At 67.7% G+C, this 24,370-nt stretch carries 22 protein-coding genes; 12 read left to right on the top strand and 10 right to left on the bottom strand.

The genetic code is table 11. From position 1 onward, the window contains the following. Window positions 1-85: 85 nt before the first annotated feature. From ACIQTU_RS08140 to ACIQTU_RS08130, 3 genes are read left to right on the top strand one after another with little or no spacing between them, the layout of a single operon-like run. A complete protein-coding gene (locus tag ACIQTU_RS08140) occupies window positions 86-1,552 on the top strand; it encodes a TolC family protein (RefSeq protein WP_400545045.1) in 1,467 nt (488 codons plus the stop codon). Then, the gene (locus ACIQTU_RS08135; RefSeq protein WP_400545042.1) at window positions 1,549-2,595 is read left to right on the top strand and encodes an HlyD family secretion protein; all 1,047 of its coding nucleotides are present in this window, start codon (window positions 1,549-1,551) and stop codon (window positions 2,593-2,595) included. Before ACIQTU_RS08140 ends, ACIQTU_RS08135 begins: the two co-directional genes overlap by 4 nt. Continuing rightward, window positions 2,592-4,877 (top strand): ABC transporter permease, encoded by a 2,286-nt coding sequence (locus ACIQTU_RS08130; protein ID WP_400545039.1) that lies wholly within the window; start codon window positions 2,592-2,594, stop codon window positions 4,875-4,877. The genes ACIQTU_RS08135 and ACIQTU_RS08130 overlap by 4 nt, the downstream gene beginning before the upstream one ends. Before the next feature lie 158 nt (window positions 4,878-5,035). On the opposite strand, the gene ACIQTU_RS08125 is transcribed toward ACIQTU_RS08130, so the two are convergent. Continuing rightward, window positions 5,036-5,776 (bottom strand): hypothetical protein, encoded by a 741-nt coding sequence (locus ACIQTU_RS08125; protein WP_400545036.1) that lies wholly within the window; start codon window positions 5,774-5,776, stop codon window positions 5,036-5,038. A gap of 81 nt (window positions 5,777-5,857) precedes the next feature. Between ACIQTU_RS08125 and ACIQTU_RS08120 the strand changes: the two genes are divergently transcribed. Both ACIQTU_RS08120 and ACIQTU_RS08115 read left to right on the top strand, forming a co-directional pair. Beyond that, the gene (locus ACIQTU_RS08120) at window positions 5,858-6,463 is read left to right on the top strand and encodes a TIGR00730 family Rossman fold protein (protein WP_400545033.1); all 606 of its coding nucleotides are present in this window, start codon (window positions 5,858-5,860) and stop codon (window positions 6,461-6,463) included. Window positions 6,464-6,579: 116 nt separating this feature from the next. Next, complete coding sequence (locus tag ACIQTU_RS08115; RefSeq protein ID WP_400545030.1) at window positions 6,580-6,876, top strand: CC_3452 family protein; 297 nt, start codon at window positions 6,580-6,582, stop codon at window positions 6,874-6,876. A 78-nt stretch (window positions 6,877-6,954) separates the two neighbouring features. Here the strand turns inward: ACIQTU_RS08115 and gltX are convergent, their stop codons facing one another. The 4 genes from gltX to ACIQTU_RS08095 all read right to left on the bottom strand — a co-directional run bounded on the left by gltX (window position 6,955) and on the right by ACIQTU_RS08095 (window position 10,012). Then, the gene (gene gltX, locus ACIQTU_RS08110; protein WP_400545027.1) at window positions 6,955-8,289 is read right to left on the bottom strand and encodes a glutamate--tRNA ligase; all 1,335 of its coding nucleotides are present in this window, start codon (window positions 8,287-8,289) and stop codon (window positions 6,955-6,957) included. Window positions 8,290-8,480: 191 nt separating this feature from the next. Further along, a complete protein-coding gene (locus ACIQTU_RS08105; protein ID WP_400545024.1) occupies window positions 8,481-8,843 on the bottom strand; it encodes a DUF4377 domain-containing protein in 363 nt (120 codons plus the stop codon). A gap of 123 nt (window positions 8,844-8,966) precedes the next feature. Continuing rightward, window positions 8,967-9,368 carry an RNA polymerase-binding protein DksA gene (gene dksA / locus ACIQTU_RS08100; protein ID WP_400547070.1) on the bottom strand — a complete coding sequence of 134 codons (402 nt, stop codon included), beginning with the start codon at window positions 9,366-9,368 and terminating at the stop codon, window positions 8,967-8,969. Between the two features lie 218 nt (window positions 9,369-9,586). Continuing rightward, complete coding sequence (locus ACIQTU_RS08095) at window positions 9,587-10,012, bottom strand: flagellar assembly protein FliX (protein ID WP_400545021.1); 426 nt, start codon at window positions 10,010-10,012, stop codon at window positions 9,587-9,589. Window positions 10,013-10,193: 181 nt separating this feature from the next. Between ACIQTU_RS08095 and ACIQTU_RS08090 the strand changes: the two genes are divergently transcribed. The 4 genes from ACIQTU_RS08090 (at window position 10,194) to ACIQTU_RS08075 (ending at window position 13,704) form a co-directional block, all read left to right on the top strand. Beyond that, window positions 10,194-11,312, top strand: coding sequence for a flagellar basal body P-ring protein FlgI (locus ACIQTU_RS08090; RefSeq protein ID WP_400545018.1), 1,119 nt, complete (start codon window positions 10,194-10,196; stop codon window positions 11,310-11,312). After that, complete coding sequence (locus ACIQTU_RS08085; protein ID WP_400545015.1) at window positions 11,312-11,617, top strand: rod-binding protein; 306 nt, start codon at window positions 11,312-11,314, stop codon at window positions 11,615-11,617. The genes ACIQTU_RS08090 and ACIQTU_RS08085 overlap by 1 nt, the downstream gene beginning before the upstream one ends. After that, window positions 11,614-12,054, top strand: a complete 441-nt coding sequence (locus ACIQTU_RS08080; RefSeq protein ID WP_400545012.1) for a flagellar basal-body protein FlbY — start codon at window positions 11,614-11,616, stop codon at window positions 12,052-12,054. The genes ACIQTU_RS08085 and ACIQTU_RS08080 overlap by 4 nt, the downstream gene beginning before the upstream one ends. Before the next feature lie 63 nt (window positions 12,055-12,117). After that, window positions 12,118-13,704: an EAL domain-containing protein gene (locus ACIQTU_RS08075; protein WP_400545009.1), complete on the top strand. Its 1,587-nt coding sequence runs from the start codon at window positions 12,118-12,120 to the stop codon at window positions 13,702-13,704. Window positions 13,705-13,892: 188 nt separating this feature from the next. Here the strand turns inward: ACIQTU_RS08075 and ACIQTU_RS08070 are convergent, their stop codons facing one another. Continuing rightward, window positions 13,893-15,521, bottom strand: a complete 1,629-nt coding sequence (locus ACIQTU_RS08070) for an ABC-F family ATP-binding cassette domain-containing protein (RefSeq protein ID WP_400545006.1) — start codon at window positions 15,519-15,521, stop codon at window positions 13,893-13,895. Window positions 15,522-15,704: 183 nt separating this feature from the next. On the opposite strand from ACIQTU_RS08070, the gene ACIQTU_RS08065 reads away from it, so the two are divergent. Continuing rightward, window positions 15,705-16,229: a group III truncated hemoglobin gene (locus tag ACIQTU_RS08065; RefSeq protein WP_400545003.1), complete on the top strand. Its 525-nt coding sequence runs from the start codon at window positions 15,705-15,707 to the stop codon at window positions 16,227-16,229. Here the strand turns inward: ACIQTU_RS08065 and ACIQTU_RS08060 are convergent. Beyond that, the gene (locus tag ACIQTU_RS08060; RefSeq protein ID WP_400545000.1) at window positions 16,226-16,663 is read right to left on the bottom strand and encodes a hypothetical protein; all 438 of its coding nucleotides are present in this window, start codon (window positions 16,661-16,663) and stop codon (window positions 16,226-16,228) included. The genes ACIQTU_RS08065 and ACIQTU_RS08060 overlap by 4 nt on opposite strands. A gap of 170 nt (window positions 16,664-16,833) precedes the next feature. Here ACIQTU_RS08060 and uvrA point away from each other — a divergent pair, with 170 nt between their 5' ends. After that, complete coding sequence (gene uvrA, locus ACIQTU_RS08055; protein WP_400544997.1) at window positions 16,834-19,773, top strand: excinuclease ABC subunit UvrA; 2,940 nt, start codon at window positions 16,834-16,836, stop codon at window positions 19,771-19,773. A gap of 26 nt (window positions 19,774-19,799) precedes the next feature. Here the strand turns inward: uvrA and ACIQTU_RS08050 are convergent, their stop codons facing one another. Together ACIQTU_RS08050 and ACIQTU_RS08045 are read right to left on the bottom strand one after the other, a co-directional pair. Beyond that, window positions 19,800-20,693 carry a hypothetical protein gene (locus tag ACIQTU_RS08050; RefSeq protein WP_400544994.1) on the bottom strand — a complete coding sequence of 298 codons (894 nt, stop codon included), beginning with the start codon at window positions 20,691-20,693 and terminating at the stop codon, window positions 19,800-19,802. 20 nt (window positions 20,694-20,713) lie between these two features. Next, the gene (locus tag ACIQTU_RS08045; RefSeq protein ID WP_400544991.1) at window positions 20,714-21,640 is read right to left on the bottom strand and encodes a hypothetical protein; all 927 of its coding nucleotides are present in this window, start codon (window positions 21,638-21,640) and stop codon (window positions 20,714-20,716) included. A 104-nt stretch (window positions 21,641-21,744) separates the two neighbouring features. Here ACIQTU_RS08045 and trmFO point away from each other — a divergent pair, with 104 nt between their 5' ends. After that, entirely contained in the window at window positions 21,745-23,139 is a 1,395-nt protein-coding gene (trmFO, locus tag ACIQTU_RS08040; protein WP_400544989.1) for a methylenetetrahydrofolate--tRNA-(uracil(54)-C(5))-methyltransferase (FADH(2)-oxidizing) TrmFO, read from the top strand. A gap of 19 nt (window positions 23,140-23,158) precedes the next feature. On the opposite strand, the gene ACIQTU_RS08035 is transcribed toward trmFO, so the two are convergent. Continuing rightward, window positions 23,159-24,364: an MFS transporter gene (locus ACIQTU_RS08035; RefSeq protein ID WP_400544987.1), complete on the bottom strand. Its 1,206-nt coding sequence runs from the start codon at window positions 24,362-24,364 to the stop codon at window positions 23,159-23,161. Window positions 24,365-24,370: the final 6 nt, after the last annotated feature.

Here is a 24,370-nt window from a genome sequence, read left to right as displayed (position 1 = left end):
GCGCCCCACGGCGCCGCACGACTTTGATGGGGCGATTTCGATGACGAGATCAGGACCGAAAACGCAGGGCCTATGGCGACGCGGCGTGGTTCTTTTCGTCCTGACAGCAACGTCCTTCCTGCCAGCTTCGACGGCGTTGTCCCAGGAAGCGGTTCCCTACAGTTTCGAAGCGGCTACCGCCCGCCTGGAGGCCACCTCCAGCATTCGACGCGCGTCCAGCGCCGACGTGACCGCAGCCGAGGAACAGGCGGCGGCCGCGCGCACGCTGAACCGGCCGACCATCGCCGTCGACGCTCAGGTGCTGCGCTATCAGAAGACTTTCGACATCTCCCTGTCCGACGCCCTGGGCCAGGCCGAGTCCGTCGCCAACCAGTTGCTGCCCGGCATCATCGGCGACCTGCCCGGCGTGCCCGGCGACATCCTGCAAGCCATCAACGACCGGCTGCAGACCGCCCTGCCCGAGTTCTTCGCCAGCCTGCCCGGCAGCGTGCGGCTGAAGACCGCCGACACCAGCTTCCGTCCCGTCGCCACCGCCGTCATGCCCATCTACACCGGCGGGGCCATCCCTGCCCTGCGCGATGCGGCGGGCGCCAATGTCGACATGGCCCGCGCCCGTCAGGCCGAGGCGGGCAATCTGGAAAGCGTCAATCTGGTGCGGGTCTATTTCGGCCAGACCCTGACGCACGAGGCCCTGATCATCGCCCGCGACACGCGGGACGGCTTCGACCTGCACCTGCGCAACGCCCAGGCCATGGAGCGCGAGGGCTTCCTCAGCGCCGCGCAACGACTGCAGGTTCAGGTCGCCCGCGACGCCGCCCAACGTCAGCTGGATCGCGCCGAACTGGAGCATGATACGGCGGTGGAAAGCCTATCGCGGCTGCTGGCCGTGACCAATCGCGTGGCCCCGACCAGCTCCCTGTTCGTCAACTCGACGCCGCCCGCCCCTGTCAGCGACTTCATCGAAGCCGGAACCGCCGACAATCCCCGCATCGCCCTGGCCGGCGCAGGGCGCGATCTGGCCGACGCCGGCGTGGATCTGGCCCGGTCACGCCTGCGTCCGTCGGTCTACGCCTTCGGCGCCTACAACCTGAACCGCGAGGACGCCCTGCCGATCGAGCCCGACTGGGCCTTCGGCGTCGGCGCCCGCTACACCCTGATGTCGTCGCTGGATCGCGGGCGGATGATCAGCGCCGCCCGCGCCCGTTCACAGGCCGCCGAACAGCTGGAGCGTCAGGCCCGCGACGAGGTCCGCATCCTGATCATCCGCACCTACAACCTGGTCGAGCTGTCGCGCCGTCAGTTCCTGTCGCTGGACTCCAGCCTTGAAGCCGCGACCGAGAACCTGAGGGTTCAGGACCTGTCCTTCCGCGAGGGCGAGGCCCCGGCCTCCGCCGTCATCGACGCCCGCAACCTGCTGGGCGCGGCCCGCTTGCAGCGCGCGGCGGCGGCCTATGAGTACGAACTGGCCCTGGCCGCCCTGCTGGCCGCCAGCGACCGCAGCGACGAATTCATCAGCTATCTGCAACGCGCCGACCGGGTGATCGCGCCATGACCGAAGCCCCCCTCGCCCCGCCGCCCGCGCCCGAGACGCCGCCTCCGCCCCTGAAACGAAAAGGGCTCCAGACCCTGATCATCGCGCTGGCGGCGTTGGCCGTGCTCGCCTTTGTGATCATCGGCCTCTTCCTCGCCGCCCGCCCGGCCCCGCCGCAGGTGCAGGGCATGGTCGAGGCCGAGACCTTCACCGTCGCCACCAAGGCCCCTGCCCGGGTCGAGAAGATGCTGGCCTCCGCCGGCGACCGCGTCGTTCAGGGCCAGGTGTTGGCCATCCTCTCCAGCCCCGAGATCACAGCCGCCGACCAGCAGGCCGCCGCCGCCCTGCAAGGGGCCAAGGCCGTTCAGGAGTTGAGCCGAGTCGGCGCCCGGCCCGAAGACATCCGCTCGCTGGAATCCATCTGGCGCAGCGCCCAGGCCGCCGCCCAGTTGGCCGCCCAGACCGCGCGGCGGGCTGAAAACCTGTTCGCCGAGGGCGTCATCTCCGCCCAGCGCCGCGACGAGGCCGTCGCCGCCCGCGCCGCCACCGCCGCCCAGTCCGAGGCCGCTCGCCAGCAGTACCTGAAGGCCGTCGCCGGCCCTCGCAGCGAAGAGAAAACCATCGCCGACGCCCAGGTCGCCGCCGCCCGCGCCGGGGTCGGCCAGATGACCGCGCTGCAAGCTGAAACCCGCCTGATCGCCCCAGCGGCAGGCGAGATCGCCGAACGCTTCTCCAACCCCGGCGAGTTAGTGCTGATCGGCGTGCCGGTCTTCACCGTGGTCGATCTGGATCACGCCTGGATCGCCTTCAACCTGCGCGAGGATCAGTTCGACGGCCTGAAGATCGGCCACACCGTGCGCGGCGACATCCCCGCCCTGAACCGCAAGGGCGTCGCCTTCCGCGTCAACTTCATCAGCCCCCAGGGCGACTTCGCCACCTGGCGCGCCACACGCCAGTCGCGCGGCTATGACGTGCGCAGCTTCGAGATCCACGCCAAACCGGTCGCTCCAGTCGAGGGGCTGCGTCCGGGCATGAGCGTCCTGTTCGACTGGCCCGCCCGGTGACAAGGCCGACTGACGGCGGCGTCTTCAGTCACGCCCTGCGCGCCGAGATCGCCCATCTGGCCCGCAGCCGCTGGGACCTGATCCTGCTGCTCGTCATGCCGATCGTGCTGATGGTCGTGGTCGGGGCCATGCTTTTCCAGGGCGTGGTGCGCGACGTGCCGGTCGCCGTGGTGGATCAGGATCACTCCGCCTTCAGCCGCGCCGCCATCCGCAACATGGAAGCCAGCCCCGGCGTGCGGGTGGTGGCCCAGCCGACCGATCTGGAAGCCGCCTGGCCCCTGATGCGGTCGGGCAAGATTTACAGCCTCGCCTACATCCCGCGCGGCGCAGAGAAGAACGCTTTTCGTCAGCCGGACGCGGTGATCGTCTACTACAACGGCGCCTTCCAGACCGTCGGCTCGCTGGCCGCCTCGGCCCAGACCACGGCCCTGACCAGCGCCGCCGCTCCGTTGATCCTTGACCGGGCGCGAGCGCTGGGCGTGCCCGCCGCGCGGCTGAAAACGCCCGCCGTTCAGGTGACCATCCTCGGCAACCCCCAACTGAGTTTCGAGCTCTTCCTCGGCGGACTGATCATGCCCGGCGCCCTGCATCTGCTGATGGCCTGCGCCGCCGTCATGGGGGTGGGGCGTGAACTGCGCGGCGGCTCGCTAATGGACTGGTCGGCGCGAATGGACGGGCGGCTGACGGCGGCGCTGGCGGGGAAGCTGACGCCCTATGTCCTGACCTTCACCGTGTGGGGCGCGGTCTGGATCGCCTGGCTCTGTGGCTGGCGCGGTTGGGGCGTCGAGGGCAGCCTGCTGATGCTGCTAGCTGGCCTGCTCGCCCTGATGGCGGCCACCGCCGGGATATCGGCCCTGCTGGTCGCGCTGACCGGCGACATGGACACCAGCTTCTCGGCCACGGCGGTCTATGCGGGCTCGGCCATCGCCTTCTCCAACGGCACCCTGCCCCTTCTGCACGGCCCGGCCTTCGCTCAGGCGTGGAGCGCCATCCTGCCCTTCACCCACTACCTGCGGCTGCAAAACGAGCAGATGGTGCTGGGCTCGGACCTGTCCGCCTCGCTGGAGCCGCTGTTGATCCTGCTGGGCGTCGCGGCCGGGACCTTCGCCCTGTCGATCCCTCTGGCCCATCGTCGCGCCCGACGCGCGCCCAAACCCGAAGACCTCAGCCTGCACCTGCCCGCCCGCAGCTTTGGCGGGGCCTTCATCGGAGCCTTAGCAGGCATCTTCAAGCACCGCCCCCTGTCCAGCACCATCTTGCTGGCCGTCGTCGCCTACGCCTTCTACTACCCCATGGCCTATGTCGGTCAGACGCCAGTCAAGCTGCCGGTCGCCGTCGTCGATCAGGACCATTCGACCCTCAGCCGCCGACTGGTGCAGGAGATGAACGCCACCCGCGCTCTGGACGCCGCCGTCGTCTCAGCCTCCCCCGCCGAAGCCGAGCGCATGCTGCGCAACGGCGAGGTCGACGCCGTCATGATGATCCCTGAACGGTTCGAGTCGTCCCTGATCCACGGCGACGCCAAGGGGATCGGCCTCTATCTGAACGGCGCCTATCTGGTCCGCGCCACGGCCATGGGCAAGGCGCTGGGCGGTGCTGCGGCGGCCGCCGCCGAACAGGTCCTGACACCCGTGATCGAGGCCACGCGCCTGCTGGAACGCGCCCCGACCGTCGTGCAGCGCCCGCTCTACAACACCACCGACGGCTACGGCAGCTATGCGGTCCCGGCGGTCAGCGCCATCATCCTGCAACAGACCCTGCTGCTGGGCGCCGCCCTGTTCGCCGGTCTGCGACGAGAAACGGGGGCCCAGGCGCTTTCGACCCGCAGCTTCCTCGGCCTGTGGACCGCCCTGACCCTGATCGGCAGCGTCGCCAGCCTCTTCTATTTCGGCTTCGTCTTCTGGTTTCAGGACTATCCGCGCATGGGCGACCTGTTCGGGATCATCCTGGCCGTGCCGGTCTTCGCAGCCAGCGTCTCGGCCCTGGGACTGGCCATCGGCAGCCTTTTCGACCGGCATGAACGCGCCATGCAGATTCTGGTCGGCACTTCGGTCCCGCTCTTCTTCCTAGGCGGCGCCGCCTGGCCCCTGTTCCTGATGCCTGAACCGCTCGCCTCGCTGGCTCGCCTGTCGCCCTCGACCTCGGCTATCCAGGCCTTCGTCAAGCTGAACGCGGCAGGCGCGGGCGTAGCCGAGGTCGCACCGGAGTTGCTGACGCTGGCCGTCCTGGCGGTTCTGTTCGGCCTGAGCGCCGCGATAAAGCTGACCGCCCGATCTGGCTGAACCGCTCAGCACGCACCGTGCAAAAAAAGACCCGACGCATTGCGCGTCGGGCTGAAAGTCGTTCGTTCGGTGATGGTGGGTGTCCTCGAAGAATAAGAAGACAGGCCTTTGATCAACTTGTTTGGTTAATGAAATCTAAATTGTGCTGGATCGGCACATCACAGGTCCGGGAACCAACTGGTCTGCCGTGCCGACGGTGACAGGGCCCGCGTCAGCCGCCACCCCGCCCCGGACCGTTCGATCAATCCGACACCCGCGCCACCTGCCGGTCCGGGATAGGCGAATCTCGCCCCGTCGACCGTGATGTCTGCCGACCGATCCCCCACGCCAGCGAGAGTCGCCGTCCAGCGCCCCTCAGCATCGGCGACCGCCTCCACCGCCACACTGCCGTCAGCGGATACAGCCACGCGCGCGCCGGGCCGAGCCCGCCCAGAGACAAGCAAACCTCGGCCGTCACCGTCGACTGAATCCAGAGCCGGACCGGGGGACAGCCGACGACTGGCCCCGCCCTCGATCAGCAAAGCCGCCAGGTCGCCGCCGTCGCCCGCCAGGATCAACTGCTCCGGACCCGAGGCCGGAAACTGGCCGATCTGAACCTCTGGCGTCAGCAGCATGGCCGTCGGGACCGCACCGACGCGCAACTCGAATCGTCCGGAAGCATCCGTTCCCGCCGCATAGGCCGCGTCCTGATCGCCGCGCAACACCACGCGCGCGCCCGGCGGCGCATCGCCGCGGACGACCAGCCCCGTGCCCTGACGCACGATGGCCTTGATGCGCGGCGACGCCGTCCAGCCGCCGTCCTGTCGGGCTTCTTCGCCCTTGGTGCGCTCGACCGGCGCGCTGCAGCCCGCAAGGGCCAGCACGACGCCAGACCATGCAACGACAATCCGACGTTTCATCCTGACCCGCGTAGCGATATGCCTATGCCCTCAGATAGCGCGGTCGACGCCGCTCTGTCTCCCTTCCTGTACCGAGGCCCCATGTCTTTGCCGCCCGCCAACATCGCCCCCTTCGAAGGCCGCTCGGTCTGCCTGTTCTGCGGCTCGTCCGACGGGGCTGATCCGCAGTACGTCCAGGCTGCCAGCGCCTTCGGCAAGGCGACGGCCGAGGCGGGCTGGCGCCTGGTCTACGGCGGCGGCGGCGTGGGCCTGATGGGCGCCTCGGCGCGCGCGGCGCACGAAGCCGGCGGCCGGGTCGTCGGAATCATGCCGGCCTTCCTGCGCAGCCGTGAACGCCTGTTCGACGACGTCGAGACCGTGGTCGTCACCTCGATGCACGAGCGCAAGCAGCTGATGTACGATCAATCCGACGTCTTCGTCGTGGCGCCGGGCGGCATCGGCACCCTCGAAGAAGCGATCGAACTGCTGTCCTGGAAACGGCTGGACCTGCACGCCAAGCCGGTCATCTTCCTGAACCTGAACGGGTTCTGGGAAAACTACTTTGCCCTGATCCGCCACAGCGTGGAGGAAGGCATGACGCCCGCCAGCTTCCTGGACGCCTACATCAGCGTCGATACGGTCGAGGACGCCGTGATCGCCATGAAAAAGGCCGATGACACGCCGCACTTGAAACATGATCATCGGTAAGTAAACGTGGGTCAGTAAACGCCGATCCGTTGCTTCGAAACCGCATTGACAGTTTCCAAAGAAAACGGACTATGGCGTCGCAGGGCCGTGCGCCCAACCCATTTGGAGTCTTGCCTATGCGTGCTCTTCTCGCCGCCGCAGCCCTGTTCGTCGCTGCTCCCGCTTTCGCCGCTGATGCCCCGACCACCAGCCTGACCTTGGCCGACGCCGCCAAGGCCCCGGCCGGCCGAGTCATCGTTGACGGCGCCGCCTGGCGCTGCGAAGGCGCGTCCTGCACCGCTTCGGGCGGAACCAGCCAGCCCGCCGCCCGCGCCTGCCGTCGCGTGGTCGCCAAGCTCGGCCCGGTCACCGCCTTCAGCTACAAGGGCGAGGCTCTGGACGACCAGGCCCTGGCGACCTGCAACGCCGGCTGATCCAGCCGCATCGCAGAAACGAAAAAGGCCGCCTTCGAGAGAAGACGGCCTTTCTTGTATCCGGCTAAGCCTGAGGGCTCAGCCCGCCTCGCCCTTCAGGCGACGCACGATGGCTTCGCGGCCGATCAGGGGGGCCATGGCCGCCATGTCCGGTCCGTGCGCCTGTCCGGTCAGGATCAGACGCAGCGGCATGAACAGGCCCTTGCCCTTGGCGCCGGTCTTCTCCTTGACCGCAGTCGTCCAGGCCGACCATGCACCCGCGTCGATGACCTGAGGCAGAACCTCCAGAGCCGCAGCCGCAAAGGCCGGGTCCTCGATTACTGGCGTGACCGGGCCGGTGACGATCCTGGCCATGTCGGCCACGTCGGCGAACTTGTTCAGATTGCCACGGACGGTGTCCCAGAAGACCTCGCCCAGATCGACGCCCAGCGCCTCCAGACGCGGCTGCGCCTCGGCATAACCCATGGCGTGCAGGGCTTGGGCGTTCAGACGGTCCAGATCGGCGGTGTCATAACGCGCCGGCGAGCGGCCCATCTTGGAGAAGGCGAAGGACTGGCCCAGAGCCTCGACCGAGGCCGCGATCTCCAGATTGTCCGAGGTGCCGATCTTGCCGAGGTGGCTGGTGATGGCGATGGGCTCATAGCCTTCATCACGCATGTCGCTGATCGACAGCGAGCCCAGACGCTTGGACAGGGCCGTGCCGTCCGCGCCGACCAGCAGCGGCATGTGCGCAAAGCCCGGAACCTTGGCGTCCAGGGCCTCAAAGATCTCGATCTGCGCGCCGGTGTTGGTGACGTGGTCCTCGCCCCGGATGATGTGGGTGATGTCCATGTCAATGTCGTCGACGACCGACGGCAGGGTATAGAGGAACAGGCCGTCCTCGCGGATCAGCACCGGGTCCGACATCGAGGCGGTGTCCACCTCGGCGTGGCCTCGCGCCAGATCTTCCCAGGCGACGCGCTTGCCCTCCAGCTTGAAGCGCCAGTGCGGACGACGGCCCTCGGCCTCATAGGCCGCCTTCTCGGCCTCGGTCAGGTCCAACGCGGCACGGTCGTAGATGGGCGGCAGGCCGCGCGACAACTGCACCTTGCGGCGGCGATCCAATTCTTCCGAGGTCTCATAGCAGGCGTAGAGCCGGCCCGACGCCTTCAGGCGCGCGGCGGCTTCTTCATAGCGGTCGAACCGCTTGGACTGGTTGTAACGCTCGTCCCAGACCAGACCCAGCCAGGTCAGGTCGGTCTCAATGCCGTCCTCGAACTCCTGGGTCGAGCGCGCCAGGTCGGTGTCGTCGATACGCAGAACGAACGAGCCGCCCTGCCCCTTGGCGAACAGCCAGTTCACCAGAGCGGTGCGGACATTGCCGACGTGCAGCTTACCCGTGGGCGACGGGGCGAAACGAACCTTGACGGACATGAGGATCCTGCGAGCCTGAAAGCGAAGGCGGCCGGGCGGCCCGCCGCGAACCTTGGCGATCCGGGCAGAGCGTCCAGTCTCTGAAAACGCCGAAAAGGCGTCGCACCCCGCAGGACGCGACGCCGTTCCGACAGGGGCCTAGGTCGATCACGTCTCGACCGAAGTCAAGAGAGGCGCCGTCCAAATCCCAATCAGCGCTTGGGCTTCTTGTCCAGAATCTCAACCAGCGACCAATGCACCGACGAGGCGTCGGCCGGCGGGTTGGCGACGGGCGTGCCGCGAACGCGCAGGCGGTATTCCACGCCCGCCTGATGCTCGAAGCCTTCATAGCCGAAGTAGTGCAGCGTCCAGGGCTGATCGACGGCCTCCCGCACCTGCAGGCAGGTGGTGCGGGCCACGCCCGCGGTGCAGGGCTGGGTCTCGGCCGCTACGAAGACGACCTTCTCAATGACCTGATCGACCCCAGGACTCACCGGCTTCGGCGCCGAGGTCTGGGCGCAGGCGCCGAGGGCCAGCAGGCTGACAGCCGACAGGGAGACGAGAATACGGGTCATGAAACATCCTTGATTGAGCTGACCGACAGCAGAACATTGCCGATCAAGACCCATGTTGCAGCGCAACATGGCTCAACTGGGGAAATATCCCGAATTTTTCGTCACCTTGTCGGTGACGGCGGCTCAGTCGTCGCGATGGACCCTTTCGCGGCGTTCGTGCCGCTCCTGGGCCTCGACCGACAGGGTCGCCGTCGGACGGGCTTCCAGTCGACCCAGGCCGATCGGCTCGCCGGTGTCTTCGCAATAGCCGTAGGAACCGTCCTCGATCCGACGCAGCGCATCCTCGATCTTGGAGATCAGCTTGCGTTGCCGGTCGCGGGTCCGAAGCTCCAGCGCCCTGTCGGATTCCGACGAGGCCCGGTCCACCAGATCAGGGTGGTTCTCGGTTTCGGCTTTCAGATTAACGACAGTGCCCTTGGATTCGCGGAGGATGTCATCCTTCCACGCCAGAAGCTTGGCCTTGAAATAGGCTAGCTGCCGCTCGTTCATAAACGGCTCGTCGTCGGTGGGACGGTACTGGACCATATCCCCCTCGATCACAGACGCTAATGCGTTCATCGCACTCACGCTCATTTGTCTGCGCCCCCCTGCGGCGCACTGGCCGTATAGGCAAGCCGGAGAGTCGCGGCAATGGCGTTCGCGTGTCCGTGATATGGCAGAGGTTCATTAATGCGGCGAGAGTGTGGCAAAATATCCTCACCCGCGCCGCTCACATGGCGTTTCCGTCGTGTTTCCCGGGGCTTCTAGGCCCGCGCCCGCGCCGCTTCCGCCTTGGCCATTTCCACGGCGGCGCGCAGGTCGATCTGATCCAACACGCTGTTCAGGCCCGGATCGGCGTCCTCGGGCCGCTCCTCGCGCAGGGTCCGCGCCAGCCGCTCCAGCGCCGGCGCCCCGTCCTGACCGTTCAGCATCGCCAGTTTCAGCTCATCCAGTCGGTCCAAAAGCCCGCCGCCGCGCCGAATCGCCCGGCGCCGACGCTCAGTCGCATCCTCGACCCCCTGCAGGGCCATCAGGGCCGAGACGCCCGCCACGCTGGATGCGGCGCTGGTCGCGGCGGCGGAAGCCGGCCCGGACGCCGCCCCGCTGGCCGGCAGGCTGAAGCCGCCCGCCGCGCGTGCGGGCCGTGAACCTTGCGTCGATGTCGCGCCCGAGGGGCCGGTGACCTTCATGATCCATGCTCCCGATCAGCCTGCACCATCGGCCACGAGGGTCACCGCTTGGTTAACGCCCCGGCAGATTCTGCCGCAGGACATTTGCACCTCGCACAGCAAGCATTGAATTCAATACGTTTTTCAGGCGGCACGATCTTCGCATGGTTAATCGTGAACGCCTCAACAGGACGTCTGTCGCATGCAGAAGTTGCTCACCGCCCTCATCGCCTCCGCTTCCGCCGCCCTGATTCTGGCGGCGGCGCCGAACGCGGCCGAGGCTCAGTCGCGGATCAAGGACATCGTCTCGGTCGAAGGCGTCCGCACCAACCAGCTGGTCGGCTACGGCCTGGTGGTCGGCCTGAACGGCACGGGCGACAGCCTCCGCAACTCGCCTTTCACCCGCCAGTCTCTGGAAGGGATGATGGAGCGTCAGGGCGTCAATATCCGCGGCGCAAACCTGAACACCAAGAACGTGGCGGCGGTCATGATCACCGCCGACCTGCCGCCCTTCGCCACTCCGGGCTCGCGTCTGGACGTCGCCGTCTCGGCCATGGGCGACGCCAAGAGCCTCCTGGGCGGCACGCTTCTGGTCACGGCCCTGCAAGGCGCCGACGGCGAGATCTACGCGGTGGCGCAAGGGTCCGTTCAGACCGGCGCCGTCTCGGCCTCGGGCGGCTCCGGCTCCTCGGTCACGCGCGGCGTGCCGACGGCGGGTCGCATCGCCTCGGGCGGCGTGGTCGAGCGCGAGACCGGCTTCGACCTGTCCGCCATGCCCATCGTGCGCCTGACCCTGCGCAATCCCGACTTCACCACGGCCCAGCGCGTCGCCGCCGTCATCAATCAGGCCTACCCCAACAGCGCCCTGGCCGAGAACGGCACCGTCGTCGCCGTCCGCTCACCCCAGACCATGGGCATGGCCGGTTTCATCAGCCAGGTCGAGAACCTGCCGGTCCGCGTCGACGCCCCGGCCAAGGTCATCATCGACGAGGTCAACGGCGTCATCGTCATGGGCGACGCGGTGCGCATCTCCACCGTCGCCATCGCCCAGGGCAACCTGACCGTCTCGGTTCAGGAAAACCCGCTGGTCAGCCAGCCCGAGCCCTTCAGCCGCGGCGGCCAGACCGTCGTTGTGCCGCAGTCCAACGTTTCGATCGAGGAAGAGACCGGCCGTCAGATGCGGATCGTCAACGGCGGGACCTCGCTGTCGACCCTGGTCAACGGCCTGAACGCCCTCGGCGTCAGCCCGCGCGACATGATCAGCATCCTGCAGGCCATCAAGGCCGCCGGCGCCCTGCAAGCCGACATCGAGGTCATGTGATGGACGTCCTGCCCGTCGCCGCCAACGCCCTGAACCCGATCAACCCGACGCTTCATCGCGGCCAGTCGCCGGAACAGATGCGCAAGACCGCCCAGGACTTCGAGGCCAGCTTCCTGTCCCAGATGTTCAAGCCCATGTTCGAAGGCCTGGAAACGGACGGCGCCTTCGGCGGCGGCAGCGCCGAGGAAACCTGGCGCAGCTTCCTGCTCGACGCCATGGCCAAGCAGACGGTCAAGGCCGGCGGCATCGGCCTGGCCGACACCGTCATGTCCGAAATGCTCAAGATGCAGGAACAGTCCGCGTGACCCCCGACGTCGAAACCTCCACCCTGCGCGCCCGCCAACTCATCAACCTGACCCAGGCCCTGACCGAGCGCCTCGCTGTCGAAAGCGCCGCCTTTCGCGCCCATCGCGCCCAGGACGTCGCCAGCGGCATGGCCGAGACCCAGGAACTGGCCAACCTCTATCGTCGCGAGTCGGCCCAGGCCAAGGCCGCGCCTGCCTTCCTGACGGTCATTCCCGCCGATCTTCGCGAGGCCTTGATCGCGGCGACCCAGTCTTTTGAAAGCGTGTTGGCCGAACACGCCTCAACCGTCGACGCCGCCCGTCAGGTGTCCGAGGGCCTGGTCCGCACCATCGCCGCCGAAGTCGCGGGCGCCCGCGCCCAGGGCGTCGGCTATGGCGCCTCGGGTCGCGCCACCGAAGGCGACGGCCGCGCCGTGGCTCTGAACCGCAAGGCCTGATCAAGCCAGGGAATTCGGCGCCAATCCGGTTTTTCTTAACGGCCGCCCGGGCAAACTCGGTCCATGAACCTGAAATCCCGTCTTCTTGGTCTGGCCTTCGCCGCCGCCGACGCCCTCGTCGAGGTGAACGACAAGGCCGAGATCACCTTCGCGCTCGGCGCCGGGCCGACGGCGGGACAATCTACGGCCAGTTGGATCGGCCGCCCCTTCGCTGATCTGCTGTCCTTTTCCAGTCGCTCCGCGGTCCTGGAGGCGCTTCGCAGCCTGACCGGCGGAGCGCGCAGCCTGCCGCTGGAAATTCTTGCCGACTGCGGGGACGGCCGCGTGCGTCGCGCCCTGTTCCGCGCCTTCGTCCTGCCGGACCTCGCCCCCGCCGTCTCCTGCGCCCTCACCTGGCAGGGCGAGCCCTTCGTGCTGGAGGACCTTGAAGCCCGCCCCCTGACGGACGCCGAGGGCTTCATGGCGCTTGCCCGCGAGAGCCTGAATGGCAAGACCGGCGCCGCCCTGCAGCGGCTGGCCATGGCCTTCATCGAGGTTCAGGGCCTCGGCGCTGCAGACGATCTGGCCAGCGAACGCCTGGCCGCCCGCATCGGCGCACGGTTGCAAGCGGCCTCCCACGACGGCCTCAGCGCCGGTCAGTTGACCGCCAACCGATACGCCCTGATCAAGGAAGCCGACGACGGTCGCGACCTCGAAGCCGAGGTCCGCGAAGCCGGGCTGGCCGAGGGCCTGACCCTGACCTCGCGCGCCAGCGAAACCGCCGTCGGCTCGGACGCCCTGTGCGCCCTGCGCGCCATGCGCTTCGCCATCGAGGGTTGCCTCAAGGACAACGCCGCCCAGCCTGAACTCAGCTTCGCCGATTCCCTGTCGCGCACGCTGAAGGACGCCGATCGCTTCCGCAGCATCGTCCGCGAAAAGGAATTCGCCCTCTTCTATCAGCCCATCGTCGACCTGAAGACGCGGGCCGTGCACCATTTCGAGGCCCTGGCCCGTTTCGGCCAGTCAGGCGGGCCCGCGCCCGCCATCCGCATGGCCGAGGAACTGGCTCTGATCGAAAGCTTTGATCTGGCCGTGGCCGAAAAGATCGTCCACCGCCTGCGCCAGCCCGGCTCAGGCCTCCTCAAGATCGCCATCAATGTCTCCGGCGCCTCGCTCGCCAACGACGCCTATGTCACGGCCCTGCTGAAAATGACGGCCTCCGAGCCCGACAACCGCAGGCGCCTGATCGTCGAGGTCACCGAAACCGCCGCCCTGGCTGACATCGCCGCCGCCAACCGCCGCCTCGGCGCCCTGCGCGACGCGGGGGTAAAGGTCTGCATCGACGATTTCGGCGCGGGCTCCGCCGCCTTCGACTATCTGCGTGGCCTCTCGGTCGACGCGGTCAAGATCGACGGCGCCTTCGTGCGCGACATCGACGGCGACGCCCGCACGCGCACCCTGATTGGCCACCTTGTCGAACTGTGCGGCTCTCTGGGCATGACCACCATCGCCGAGATGATCGAGACCGAGGACGCCGCCCAGGCCCTTCAGGACCTCGGCGTCAACTATGGTCAGGGCTGGCTCTTCGGCCGCGCCGAGGCCGAGCCGGTCACGACCGGCCCCGTCCCCATTCGCGCCCGCCGCCAGGGCGTGGTCGAAGCCTGGGGCTGACACAGAGATCACGAGTTATCACCTCAATCCCCATGATCTCAGCAGATCGGGGGCGCTCGAAGCGACGTCACACGCCCTGATCCCAGCCTCTGCCAGATTGGGAGCGGTCTTTGACAGGTCCGCGCCCCCTTGCCCCCGCTCATCCCGGCGGACGCCGGATCCAGTTCTTTGGCGTCATACGCCACAGCTCACGGAAGCGGCCGCGCCAACCGCACCTCCCGATCAACCCCCACATTGTCCATGAAGTCCCGATCATGGCTGACGATCACCAGCGCCCCGTCATAGGCCGCCAGCGCCGCCTCGATGGCGGCGATCGAGTCCAGATCCAGATGGTTGCTCGGTTCGTCCAGAATCAGAAGTTGCGGCGGCTTCGCCCCCGTCATCACACAGGCCAGCGCCGCCCTCAGCCGCTCGCCGCCTGACAGGGTCCCCACCGTCCGGTGCGCCGCCGTGTTGCGGAACAGGAACCGCGCCAGGGCCGCATGGGCGTCGTTCGGCGTCCCTTCGGGATTCAGCCTTCGCCAGGCCTCCATCAGGGTTTCGTCCGGCTTCAGGATCGCCGCCGCCTGATCCAGCAGGGCCGCCGTCACAGGCCGTTCGATCCGCCCCCCCGTCGGCTGCAACTGACCCGAGATCAGTTTCAGCAGCGTCGTCTTGCCCGCTCCGTTCGGCCCCGTAATCGCCACCCGCTCCGGCCCCGTCAGCCCTAGCGACACAGGCCCGACGATCAATCGGCCTTCAGGACTGCGCCACTCAACCTCGTCCAGCGCCAGCACGGCCTTCCCCGCCGCCAGCCCGGTCGAAGGCATGGGCACGGACAGCAACCGCGCCCGCTCGACCCGCTCACGCGCCTCCACCAACCGCGCCTCGACCTCCGCGCGCCGACGCTCCGCCAGCCGCCCCTCACGCGCCCCGGATTCCTCGGCTCGCTGCGCCCTGGCGTCCAGCAGGATCTTGGGATCTGACGTTCCCGCCCGATGCGCCCGTCCCGCCTTGTCTCGTTTGGCCTTCTTCTCCAGCGCCGTCTGCGCCTCGCGGGCCGCGCGTCCGACCTCACGTTCGGCGCTTTCCAGATCGCGCTCCGCCGCCGCCCGCTCGGCGTCCCGCCGCTCGACATAGAGGTCCCAGCCGCCGCCATAGGTCCGCGCCCCCAGGCTCGACAGCTCGACGATCCGGTCCATCCGCCGCAGCAGCCCCCGGTCGTGACTGACCGTCAGCACCCCGCCCGGCCAGCGCCCCACAACCTCAGCCACCAAGGCCCGCGCTTCGACATCCAGATGGTTGGTCGGCTCGTCCAGAACGATAAGGTCCGGCGCCGCCAGCATCAGCCCGGCCAACCGCAGCCGGGTCTGCTCGCCTCCGCTCAGGCTGCTCATGAGCCGGTCCAGCGCCAGCCCGGCCAGACCGACCTGCCCCAACGCTTCATCCAGCCGCGCCTCCAGCGTCCAGTCGGCTTCAGCCATGTCCTCGACCGAGCCATCCCCCGCCAGCACCCGCGCCAGCAGGGCCAGAGGCTCCGCCGCGCCGAGGGTCTCCGCCACGGTCTCGCCGGACGCTGGCTCATAGGATTGCGCCAGCCAGCCGACCGTTCCGGCGCGCGCCACCGTCCCCTCGGCGGGTTCGGCCAGACCGGCGACAAGGCGCAGCAGCGTGGTCTTGCCCACGCCGTTGCGGCCCACGACGGCCGTGCGCTCGCGCCCGAAGGCGAGGCTCAGATTATCGAATAGGGTGTGACCGTCAGGCGTGCGGGCCGCGACGCTGTTGAGCGTCACGAGTGCGGATGCGGACGGGCTTGGGCTTGGGTTGAGCGAGGACATAGGCGAGCACGAAAAGCGGAGCGGAAAGGGCGAAACCGATTTCCAGAGCGCTGATCATGATCGTCGTGCCTCCTCGTCAAATACGTTGGCTGATTAGAAGGATGGGTGCTGATCTTTCGCAGCGCAACCCCAATTCTCCTGCTGCGCTTTTGCAACGCAGCGCGGCGCGCCTATCTTCAGCCCATGACCGCGTCTGACCGAACCGTCGCCTTCCGCATTGACAAGCCCCTGCCCGACCGGGCCGAGGCCGCCGTCCGCCGCGCCGCAGCCGTCCAGCAAATCCGGGACGAGACCGGCATCGACGAGGCCCTGATCGACGCCCTGGTCGAAGGCTTCTACGCCCGCGTCCGCGAGGATGATTTCATCGGCCCGATCTTCGCCGAACGGATCGAGGACTGGGGCCCGCATCTGGCACAGATGAAGCTCTTCTGGTCCTCGGTCGCCCTGTCCACCGGCGTCTATCAGGGCCGGCCCATGCCGAAGCACCTGCCTCTGCCCATCGACGCCCGCCACTTCGACCGCTGGCTCGAAATCTTCGAGGCCACCGCCCGCGACCTCTGCCCGCCCGTCGCCGCCGACCACTTCATCGTCCGCGCCCGCCGCATCGCTGAAAGCCTGGAACTGGGCGTCGCAAACGCCAGCGGCGTTTTGGTCGGTCCGGGGGAGCGCTACCGCCGCCCTGAGCCCGCCTGGACGCCCGGCGACTAGGCAGACGGCTCAGCGCTCGACGGCTTCATCTGCGCATTAATGTTGAAGGCCTGAACCTTCCAAGCGCCGCCTTCCTTGATCAAGGTCGTGTAGGCGTGAACTACGCGATCGGAATAGGCGTAGTCCTGCTGCACCTCATAGACTTCGCCGCTCGTGCCGCTTGTCTTTCGCGTCCCCACCACTGTGGGTTCGGGCGGATTGGCCTCACTGACCATATTGCGAAGCATCGGCAACTGGGCCCGGATTTCGGCCGGCTTGTTCGCAGACGACATACGAGCGATCACCGCGTCGTCACGGCCATGCGCCAGATCTTCAAACAATGCATCGGCTTCAGCATTGAGCGCCGGATCCGATGTCGGCAGGGTCGTATGAAAATTGCACCCACCCAGCGCGACTACGCTTGCAATCCCTACCGCCAATTTCAGAATACGCATGACATTCTCCCCCCGAAAGCGCGGACCTTAAGGTCAAGCTTGTCGAACGCAAGCCTCACGCGAGTTCTCATATTGTTCTTGCTGTTTCGGGCGAATTGATCCCCATATAGCGTCGTCGCCCCGGACCGTTTTCGGGGTCTCCCGCGTTCCCGCTTACCGTTTCCGGGCCCATGACCGAAAAACACAATTTCATCCGCGTTCGCGGCGCCCGCGAGCATAATCTCAAGGGCGTGGACGTCGATATCCCGCGTGAGAAGCTGGTCGTGATGACCGGGCTGTCGGGGTCGGGCAAGTCCTCGCTGGCCTTCGACACCATCTACGCCGAGGGCCAGCGTCGCTACGTCGAGAGCCTGTCGGCCTATGCGCGTCAGTTCCTGGAACTGATGGGCAAGCCGGACGTGGACCTGATCGAGGGCCTATCCCCGGCCATCTCCATCGAACAGAAGACGACCTCGAAAAACCCGCGCTCGACGGTCGGCACGGTCACGGAAATCCACGACTACATGCGCCTGCTGTGGGCGCGCGTGGGCGTGCCCTATTCGCCCGCCACCGGCCTGCCGATCGAGAGCCAGACCGTCAGCCAGATGGTCGACAAGCTGACAGCCCTGCCCGACGGAGAGCGCATCCTGTTGCTGGCCCCGGTCGTTCGCGGCCGCAAGGGCGAGTACAAGAAGGAAATGGCCGAGTGGCAGCGCCAGGGCTTCCAGCGGCTGAAGATCGACGGCGAATTCTACGCCATCGAGGACGCCCCCGCGCTCGACAAGAAGTTCAAGCACGACATCGACATCGTTGTAGATCGCATTGTAACCAAAGAAGGTCTTGAGCCACGCTACGCCGACAGCATCCAGACCGCGCTGAACCTGGCCGACGGCATCGCCACTGCTGAATGGGCCACCGCCCCCGAGGGCGAAGAGCCGCGCCGCATCGTCTTTTCCGAGAAGTTCGCCTGCCCCGTCTCTGGCTTCACCATCAGCGAGATAGAGCCGCGGCTGTTCTCGTTCAACAACCCCTTCGGCGCCTGCCCGACCTGCGACGGCCTTGGCGTCAAGCTGGCCTTCGACGCCGATCTGGTGATCCCGGACCGCGACAAGACCCTGCACAAGGGCGCGGTGGCCCCCTGGGCGCGTGGCCCCTCGCCGCTCTACACTCAGACCCTGCAATCGCTGGCCCAGCACTACGGCTTCTCGATGGACAAGGCCTGGCGCGACCTGCCGGAACAGGCCCAGAAGGTCATCCTGCACGGCTCGGGCGGCGAGAAGATCAAGTTCGTCTATGACGACAACGCCCGCAAGTACGAGGTCGCCAAGGCCTTTGAAGGCGTCCTACCCAACCTCGAACGCCGCTGGCGCGAGACCGACAGCGCCTGGGTCCGCGAGGAACTGGGCCGCTATCAGTCCGAGACGCCCTGCGAGGTCTGCGGCGGCAAGCGTCTGAAGCCCGAGGCTCTGGCGGTAAAGGTCGGCGGCGCCGACATCGCCGAGATCAGCTGGCTGTCGATCTCCAAGGCCTATTTGTGGTTCACCACCCTGGACGACCACCTGACGGCCAAGCAGCGCGAGATCGGCCGCCGCATCCTCAAGGAGATCACTGACCGGCTGCGCTTCCTGAACAACGTCGGCCTGGACTACCTCAGCCTGTCGCGCAGTTCCGGCACCCTGTCGGGCGGCGAGAGCCAGCGCATCCGCCTGGCCTCGCAGATCGGCTCAGGCCTGACCGGCGTCCTCTATGTCCTGGACGAACCCTCCATCGGCCTGCATCAGCGCGACAACACTCGCCTGCTGGAAAGCCTTATGGGGCTGCGCGACCTCGGCAACTCGGTCCTGGTGGTCGAGCATGACGAAGAAGCCATCCTGACTGCCGACTACGTCATCGACATGGGTCCGGCCGCCGGCGTCCACGGCGGCGAGATCTGCGCCCAGGGCACGCCCGCCGAGGTCATGGCCAACCCGAAATCGCTGACGGGCCAGTTCCTGACCGGCGCGCGCGAGATCGAACTGCCGCCCGAAGGCCGCCGCCCCGTCGACCGCAAGCGGATGCTGAAGATCAGCGGCGCCACCGGCAACAACCTGAAGAACGTCACCGGCGAGATTCCGGTCGGCCTGTTCACCTGCGTCACCGGGGTGTCCGGCGGCGGCAAGTCCACCTTCACCATCGAGACCCTGTACAAGGCCGCCGCCCGCCGCCTGCACAACGCCTCGGACGCGCCCGCCAACTTCGACCGGATCGAGGGGCTGGAGCAGTTCGACAAGGTCATCGACATCGACCAGTCGCCCATCGGCCGCACCCCGCGCTCGAACCCGGCGACCTATACCGGCGCCTTCAACCCGATCCGCGACTGGTACGCGGGTCTGCCGGAATCCAAGGCCCGTGGCTACGGCCCCGGCCGCTTCAGCTTCAACGTCAAGGGCGGCCGCTGCGAGGCCTGTCAGGGCGACGGCGTCATCAAGATCGAGATGCACTTCCTGCCCGACGTCTACGTCACCTGCGACGTCTGCAAGGGCAAGCGCTACAACCGCGAAACCCTGGAAATTGTCTTTAAGGGCAAGAGCATATCCGATGTTCTGGACATGACGGTTGAAGAGGCCGCACGCTTCTTCAACGCCGTGCCCTCGATCCGCGACAAGATGCTGACGCTGGAGCGCGTGGGCCTGGGCTACGTCAAGGTCGGCCAGCCGGCCACCACCCTGTCGGGCGGCGAAGCCCAGCGGGTCAAGCTGTCCAAGGAACTGGCCCGCCGCGCCACCGGCAAGACCCTCTACATCCTCGACGAGCCGACGACCGGCCTGCATTTCGAGGACACCCGCAAGCTGCTGGAGGTGCTTCAGGAACTGGTCGACAACGGCAACACCATCGTCGTCATCGAGCACAATCTGGATGTCATCAAGGTCGCCGACTACCTGCTGGACTTCGGTCCCGAAGGCGGCGACGGCGGCGGCGAGATCGTGGCCTTCGGCACGCCTGAACAGGTAGCCGACAACCCTGCCAGCTGGACGGGCAAGTACCTCAAGGAGGTGCTGGACCGCCACGAAGAGCGCCGCAAGGCGCGCGTGGCCGCCCTGCCTGAAGTGCAGAAGGCGGAGAAGAAGCCCCGTGCCCGCAAAAGCGCCTGACCGACCCGGTCAGGCGTCTCGCCTCATCAGGCGCGCGGCGCACCCTTGAGCTGCAGATAGGCGGCCGAGAAGGGCGCGTACATGATCACGATCTGGGCCGCCGACAGGACGGCCTGGACCACCAGTGATACGACCAGCATGGGCCCGAGAGCGCTCAGCAGACCGGCGACGTTCGCCCCCTCCATTGCGACCAGTCGCTCGTTCCCGCCGACCATCAGGCTCAGCGGCGCCGCCACGGCTGAGCCCAGAAGGCCGACCAGCATGGCCAGGACCCCGGCGATGATCGCCATGCCCAGCAGCGGCCAGAACACCTTCTTGCCCGTCATGGCGAAGGCCGATTTCAACACGACCCGCCCCTCGGCGAAGGTCGCCGGCACAACCAGGCTGAGCCGGACCGACAGCCAGATCAGCAGGCCAATGATCGCCAGCGACAACAGAACCACGACCAGCCACAGCGCCGGCAGGGTCATGGCCCCCGCCATCGCCACGGTAGCAATCATGAAGCCGATGAACGACACCACGAACATGATCAGGGACACGATCAGGCTGGCCCCCAGCACCCGAAACTCGTCCTTGCCGACGCGCAGATAGCCGAACTTGCGCTCGTCCGGACGGATAACGGCCCGGGCGATGGCGGTGCTGATCACGGCGCTGAACAGCAGCCCCAGCGGCATGGCCCAGCCGATGATGGCGGCATAGGCCTGCATCAGCCGCTCCACGTCTTCCGGTGAAGGCTCGGTCTGCCCCTGTGCCTGCATCTCGGTGATCACCGACAGGACCGTGACGAAGTGCGGCCCCACCAGCAGAAACAGAATACCGATGAAGACGGCATAGGCTGCGGCCCAGGACAGGACGGCGACAGGCGCGCGTCGCGTCAGGCGAAAGCCTTCAAAGGCGCAGTCGGTGGCGGGAAAAGTCATGCAGGGTCCTCGATTCCCGCTCAGCCTAGCGCAACCGGACGCGCTTCGTCCTGCGGCGCTTGCGCCAGCAACGACCGGCAGGCCTCGGCATAGGGCGCCATCGTCACCGTGCTCAGGAAGCCCTGCAGCCACGACAACGGCACGAAGGCCGCCAGCGCCCAGGGGATCAGCACGCCCCAGTTCACCGTCGGCGGCGCGCCATTCTCCAGCATCGCAGCCAGGCTGAAGACGTTAATCCCCGCGACAAGGAACAGGACGACGGCGATGACGGCCAGCAGGGCCAGTTCGATCGCCAGCACGACCGCGATGATCGCGAGGCTCAGTCCCAGCAGCCGCAGCACCTGCCCCTTCGACAGCTTCCAGCCCTGAACAAAGGCGAAGTCGCCCAGGGCCACGCTGGCGGGCATGATCAGGCAGGCCCGCAGGATGACGCACCAAACGGCCAGTCCCGCCGCCAGCGCCACCAGCAGGCCCACGGCGACCGCCGCCGCTTCCGAGACGAACCACAGTCCGACGCCGACGGCGAAGGCGACCAGGGCGATCACGATGGCCGCCGCGTAGAAGCCCACGATCAGGGCCAGGCCGACGACGGCGACCCTCACCTCGTCCATGCCGACCTTCAGGCCGGCGAACGGCGCCGAACGCTCGGGGAACAGGACGGCGCGGAAGATCGCGGCCGTCACCACGACCCAGATCAGCGCCTGCAGGATGTTCGCCAGCCCCGACAGGGCCTGAAACTGGATCATCTGCGCGATCATGGCGGGCGAGGGCTCATCGGAGGCCATGCCCTCCAACGTCATCGCCCCGAACAGGCGCAGCATCAGCGCCCCGACCAGCAGCGACGGCGCCACGGACGCGACGCCCCAGGCCCAGACCTGCAGCGGCCTGCGTTTCGTCAACCTGAAGCCGGAGGCCAGAGCCTCGCCGATGGAAAACGCCGTGGTCATGATGGGCTCCTCTTAAGCTTGCTCATACGCCAGACAGCGACTGCTTCGCCACCCCGCCGCAATGACAGGCTGACGGGAGGCGCGCAGCCCGCTAGAAGGCCGCCATGTCGAACGCAGCTTCCACTCCCAAACCCGTCCACGTTATCGGCGGCGGCCTCGCCGGTTCCGAAGCCGCCTGGCAGATCGCCCAGGCCGGCGTCCCCGTCATCCTGCATGAAATGCGCGGCGTGCCGGGCATCAAGACCGATGCGCACCAGACGGACGGTCTGGCCGAGCTGGTCTGTTCCAACTCCTTCCGTTCGGACGACTGGGAGTTCAACGCCGTGGGCCTGCTGCACGCCGAGATGCGGGCGCTGGGCTCGATCATCATGGAATGCGGCGACGCCCATCAGGTCCCGGCGGGCGGCGCCCTGGCCGTCGACCGCGACGGCTTCTCGCAGGCCGTGACGGCCAAGCTGGAAGCCCACCCTCTGGTGACCATCGTGCGCGAGGAAATCGCCGGCCTGCCCCCGGAAGAATGGGACAACGTCATCGTCGCCACCGGCCCGCTGACCTCGCCGGCCCTGGCCGACGCCATCCTGAAGATGACGGGCGAGGAAAGCCTCAGCTTCTTTGACGCCATCGCCCCGATCATCCACGCCGACAGCATCGACTTCGACATCGCCTGGCGCCAGTCGCGCTATGACAAGGAAGGCCCCGGCGGCGACGCCGCCGCCTACGTCAACTGCCCCATGGACAAGGAGCAGTACGAGGCCTTCATCGACGCCCTGCTGGGCGGCCCCAAGGCCGAGTTCAAGGACTGGGAAAACGTCCCCTATTTCGACGGCTGCCTGCCCATCGAGGTCATGGCCGAGCGCGGTCGCGAGACCCTGCGCCACGGCCCGATGAAGCCCGTCGGCCTGACCAATCCGCGCAACCCGACGGTCAAGGCCCACGCCATCGTCCAGCTGCGTCAGGACAACGCCCTGGGCACCCTGTTCAACATGGTCGGCTTCCAGACCAAGCTGAAGCACGGGGCGCAGGCTGAAACCTTCCGCATGATCCCGGGCCTGCAGAACGCCCAGTTCGCGCGTCTGGGCGGCCTGCACCGCAACACCTACCTGAACAGCCCGCAACTGCTGGACAAGCAACTGCGCATGAAGGCCATGCCGCGCCTGCGCTTCGCCGGTCAGGTCACGGGTGTCGAGGGCTATGTCGAAAGCGCCGCCATGGGCCTGCTGACCGGCCGTCTGTCCGCCGCGCAAGCTCTGGGCCGCGACCTTTCGGCCCCGCCGCCCGAAACCGCCATGGGCGCCCTGGTCGAGCACATTACCGGCGGCCACCTGGAAGGCTCCAAGTTCCAGCCGATGAACATCAACTACGGCCTGTTGCCGCCGCTCGAAGCCCCCAAGGTCGATGAGGACGGCAAGCGCATCCATCCCAAGGAACGCGGCCGCGCCAAGAAGCGCCTGCAGAGCATCCGCGCCATGGAGGCGCTGAAGGCCTGGCGAGACGCCTAAGCGATCAGGCCGGGTCGTCTCAGCGCAGCTTGGGCAGACCCGGCCGGAACCCCAAGGCGATCACGCCCAACACCACCACACCGACCCCCATCAGGACCCAGGCCTGCGTCAGGTCGGCCATGTGGTCGCGCAGCAGGCCCGCGGCCAGCGGCGACAGGCTGGCGATGATGTAGCCGCCGCCCTGCACGAAGGCGAGCAGGTCGCCCGACCGCGCGGGGTCGTCGATCTGGTCCATCGCCAGGATCAGGGTCAGGGGGAAGATGGCCCCAATGCCCAGCCCCATGACCAGCACGACCGGAACCGCCAGCGAGACCGGCGCGACCACCAGCCCCGCCAGACCGATCAGGGCCAGCACCAGCGCCGTCAGGATCGGCCCGCGACGGTCAGGAAAGCGCGCGATCACCAGTGAGACGATGACGCCGGCCGCGACCTCGGCCCCGGTCATGCCGCTGAGCAGATAGCCCGCCGTCGCCCTCGCCTGCCCCAGATCGACGTAGAAGGGCGGCAGCCAGGCCAGCACCAGGGTATAGGCCGAGGTCCCCAGCCCCATGATCAAGATCAGGCTCCACGCCCGGCCCTGCTTCCAGAAGGGGATTTCGGGGTGGAGCACCTCGACCACGACGCTCCGGTCGGGCTCCTCTGCCGCGGGATCGCGGGCGGCGATCAGCCAGACGACCGCCGCGACAAAGGCGGGTGCGCTCCACAGCGCCAGCGTCCAGGCCCAGCCGACCGCCTCGGCCAGTCCCGCCGCCGTGGCCGCCGCAACCGCCGCCCCGCCCATGATGCCCGTGGTGTAGACGGCCATCACCGTGCCGAACCGCGCGGGAAACGCCCGCTTGATGACGACCGGCGCCAGGGCCTGGATCAGGGCCACGCCGACGCCGACGACCGCCGCGCTGGCGATCAGACCCGCCGTATTGCTCAGCACCGCCCGCACCAGACAGGCCGCACCGATCAGCAGCGCCCCCAGCAGGATGCCGCGCCGCTCTCCCAGCCGCCGCCGCAAGGGGCGGATCGACAGGGCCCCGAGGCCGATCATCAGCACCGGCAGTGTGGTCAGCAGGCTGGCGGCGGTGGAATCCATCCCCGTCGCGCCCTCGATCAGGTCCAGCAGCGGCCCGACCGCCGCCATCGCCGGGCGCAGGTTCAGCGCCAGGGCGAAGATAGCCGCCAGCAGCAGCAAGGACGCGCCGCGCGCCGGTTCGGCTTCGGACCGTGCGGTCATCAGACA

The organism is Brevundimonas sp. NPDC090276 (assembly GCF_044772165.1).
GTDB lineage: Bacteria > Pseudomonadota > Alphaproteobacteria > Caulobacterales > Caulobacteraceae > Brevundimonas.
This window is presented reverse-complemented; position numbering and strand designations above follow the sequence as displayed.

Excerpts from the sequence above, each read along its gene's own strand:
- ACIQTU_RS08065 (WP_400545003.1), top strand. The coding sequence starts at position 15,705 with ATGACCGCGTCTGACCGAACCGTCGCCTTCCGCATTGACAAGCCCCTG.
- trmFO (WP_400544989.1), top strand. The coding sequence starts at position 21,745 with ATGTCGAACGCAGCTTCCACTCCCAAACCCGTCCACGTTATCGGCGGC.
- gltX (WP_400545027.1), bottom strand. The coding sequence starts at position 8,289 with ATGTCCGTCAAGGTTCGTTTCGCCCCGTCGCCCACGGGTAAGCTGCAC.
- ACIQTU_RS08105 (WP_400545024.1), bottom strand. The coding sequence starts at position 8,843 with ATGACCCGTATTCTCGTCTCCCTGTCGGCTGTCAGCCTGCTGGCCCTC.
- ACIQTU_RS08060 (WP_400545000.1), bottom strand. The coding sequence starts at position 16,663 with ATGCGTATTCTGAAATTGGCGGTAGGGATTGCAAGCGTAGTCGCGCTG.
- ACIQTU_RS08090 (WP_400545018.1), top strand. The coding sequence starts at position 10,194 with ATGCAGAAGTTGCTCACCGCCCTCATCGCCTCCGCTTCCGCCGCCCTG.
- ACIQTU_RS08045 (WP_400544991.1), bottom strand. The coding sequence starts at position 21,640 with ATGACCACGGCGTTTTCCATCGGCGAGGCTCTGGCCTCCGGCTTCAGG.
- ACIQTU_RS08035 (WP_400544987.1), bottom strand. The coding sequence starts at position 24,364 with ATGACCGCACGGTCCGAAGCCGAACCGGCGCGCGGCGCGTCCTTGCTG.
- uvrA (WP_400544997.1), top strand. The coding sequence starts at position 16,834 with ATGACCGAAAAACACAATTTCATCCGCGTTCGCGGCGCCCGCGAGCAT.
- ACIQTU_RS08120 (WP_400545033.1), top strand. The coding sequence starts at position 5,858 with ATGTCTTTGCCGCCCGCCAACATCGCCCCCTTCGAAGGCCGCTCGGTC.
- ACIQTU_RS08115 (WP_400545030.1), top strand. The coding sequence starts at position 6,580 with ATGCGTGCTCTTCTCGCCGCCGCAGCCCTGTTCGTCGCTGCTCCCGCT.
- ACIQTU_RS08095 (WP_400545021.1), bottom strand. The coding sequence starts at position 10,012 with ATGAAGGTCACCGGCCCCTCGGGCGCGACATCGACGCAAGGTTCACGG.
- ACIQTU_RS08050 (WP_400544994.1), bottom strand. The coding sequence starts at position 20,693 with ATGACTTTTCCCGCCACCGACTGCGCCTTTGAAGGCTTTCGCCTGACG.
- ACIQTU_RS08135 (WP_400545042.1), top strand. The coding sequence starts at position 1,549 with ATGACCGAAGCCCCCCTCGCCCCGCCGCCCGCGCCCGAGACGCCGCCT.
- dksA (WP_400547070.1), bottom strand. The coding sequence starts at position 9,368 with ATGGTCCAGTACCGTCCCACCGACGACGAGCCGTTTATGAACGAGCGG.
- ACIQTU_RS08125 (WP_400545036.1), bottom strand. The coding sequence starts at position 5,776 with ATGAAACGTCGGATTGTCGTTGCATGGTCTGGCGTCGTGCTGGCCCTT.
- ACIQTU_RS08075 (WP_400545009.1), top strand. The coding sequence starts at position 12,118 with ATGAACCTGAAATCCCGTCTTCTTGGTCTGGCCTTCGCCGCCGCCGAC.
- ACIQTU_RS08085 (WP_400545015.1), top strand. The coding sequence starts at position 11,312 with ATGGACGTCCTGCCCGTCGCCGCCAACGCCCTGAACCCGATCAACCCG.
- ACIQTU_RS08070 (WP_400545006.1), bottom strand. The coding sequence starts at position 15,521 with ATGTCCTCGCTCAACCCAAGCCCAAGCCCGTCCGCATCCGCACTCGTG.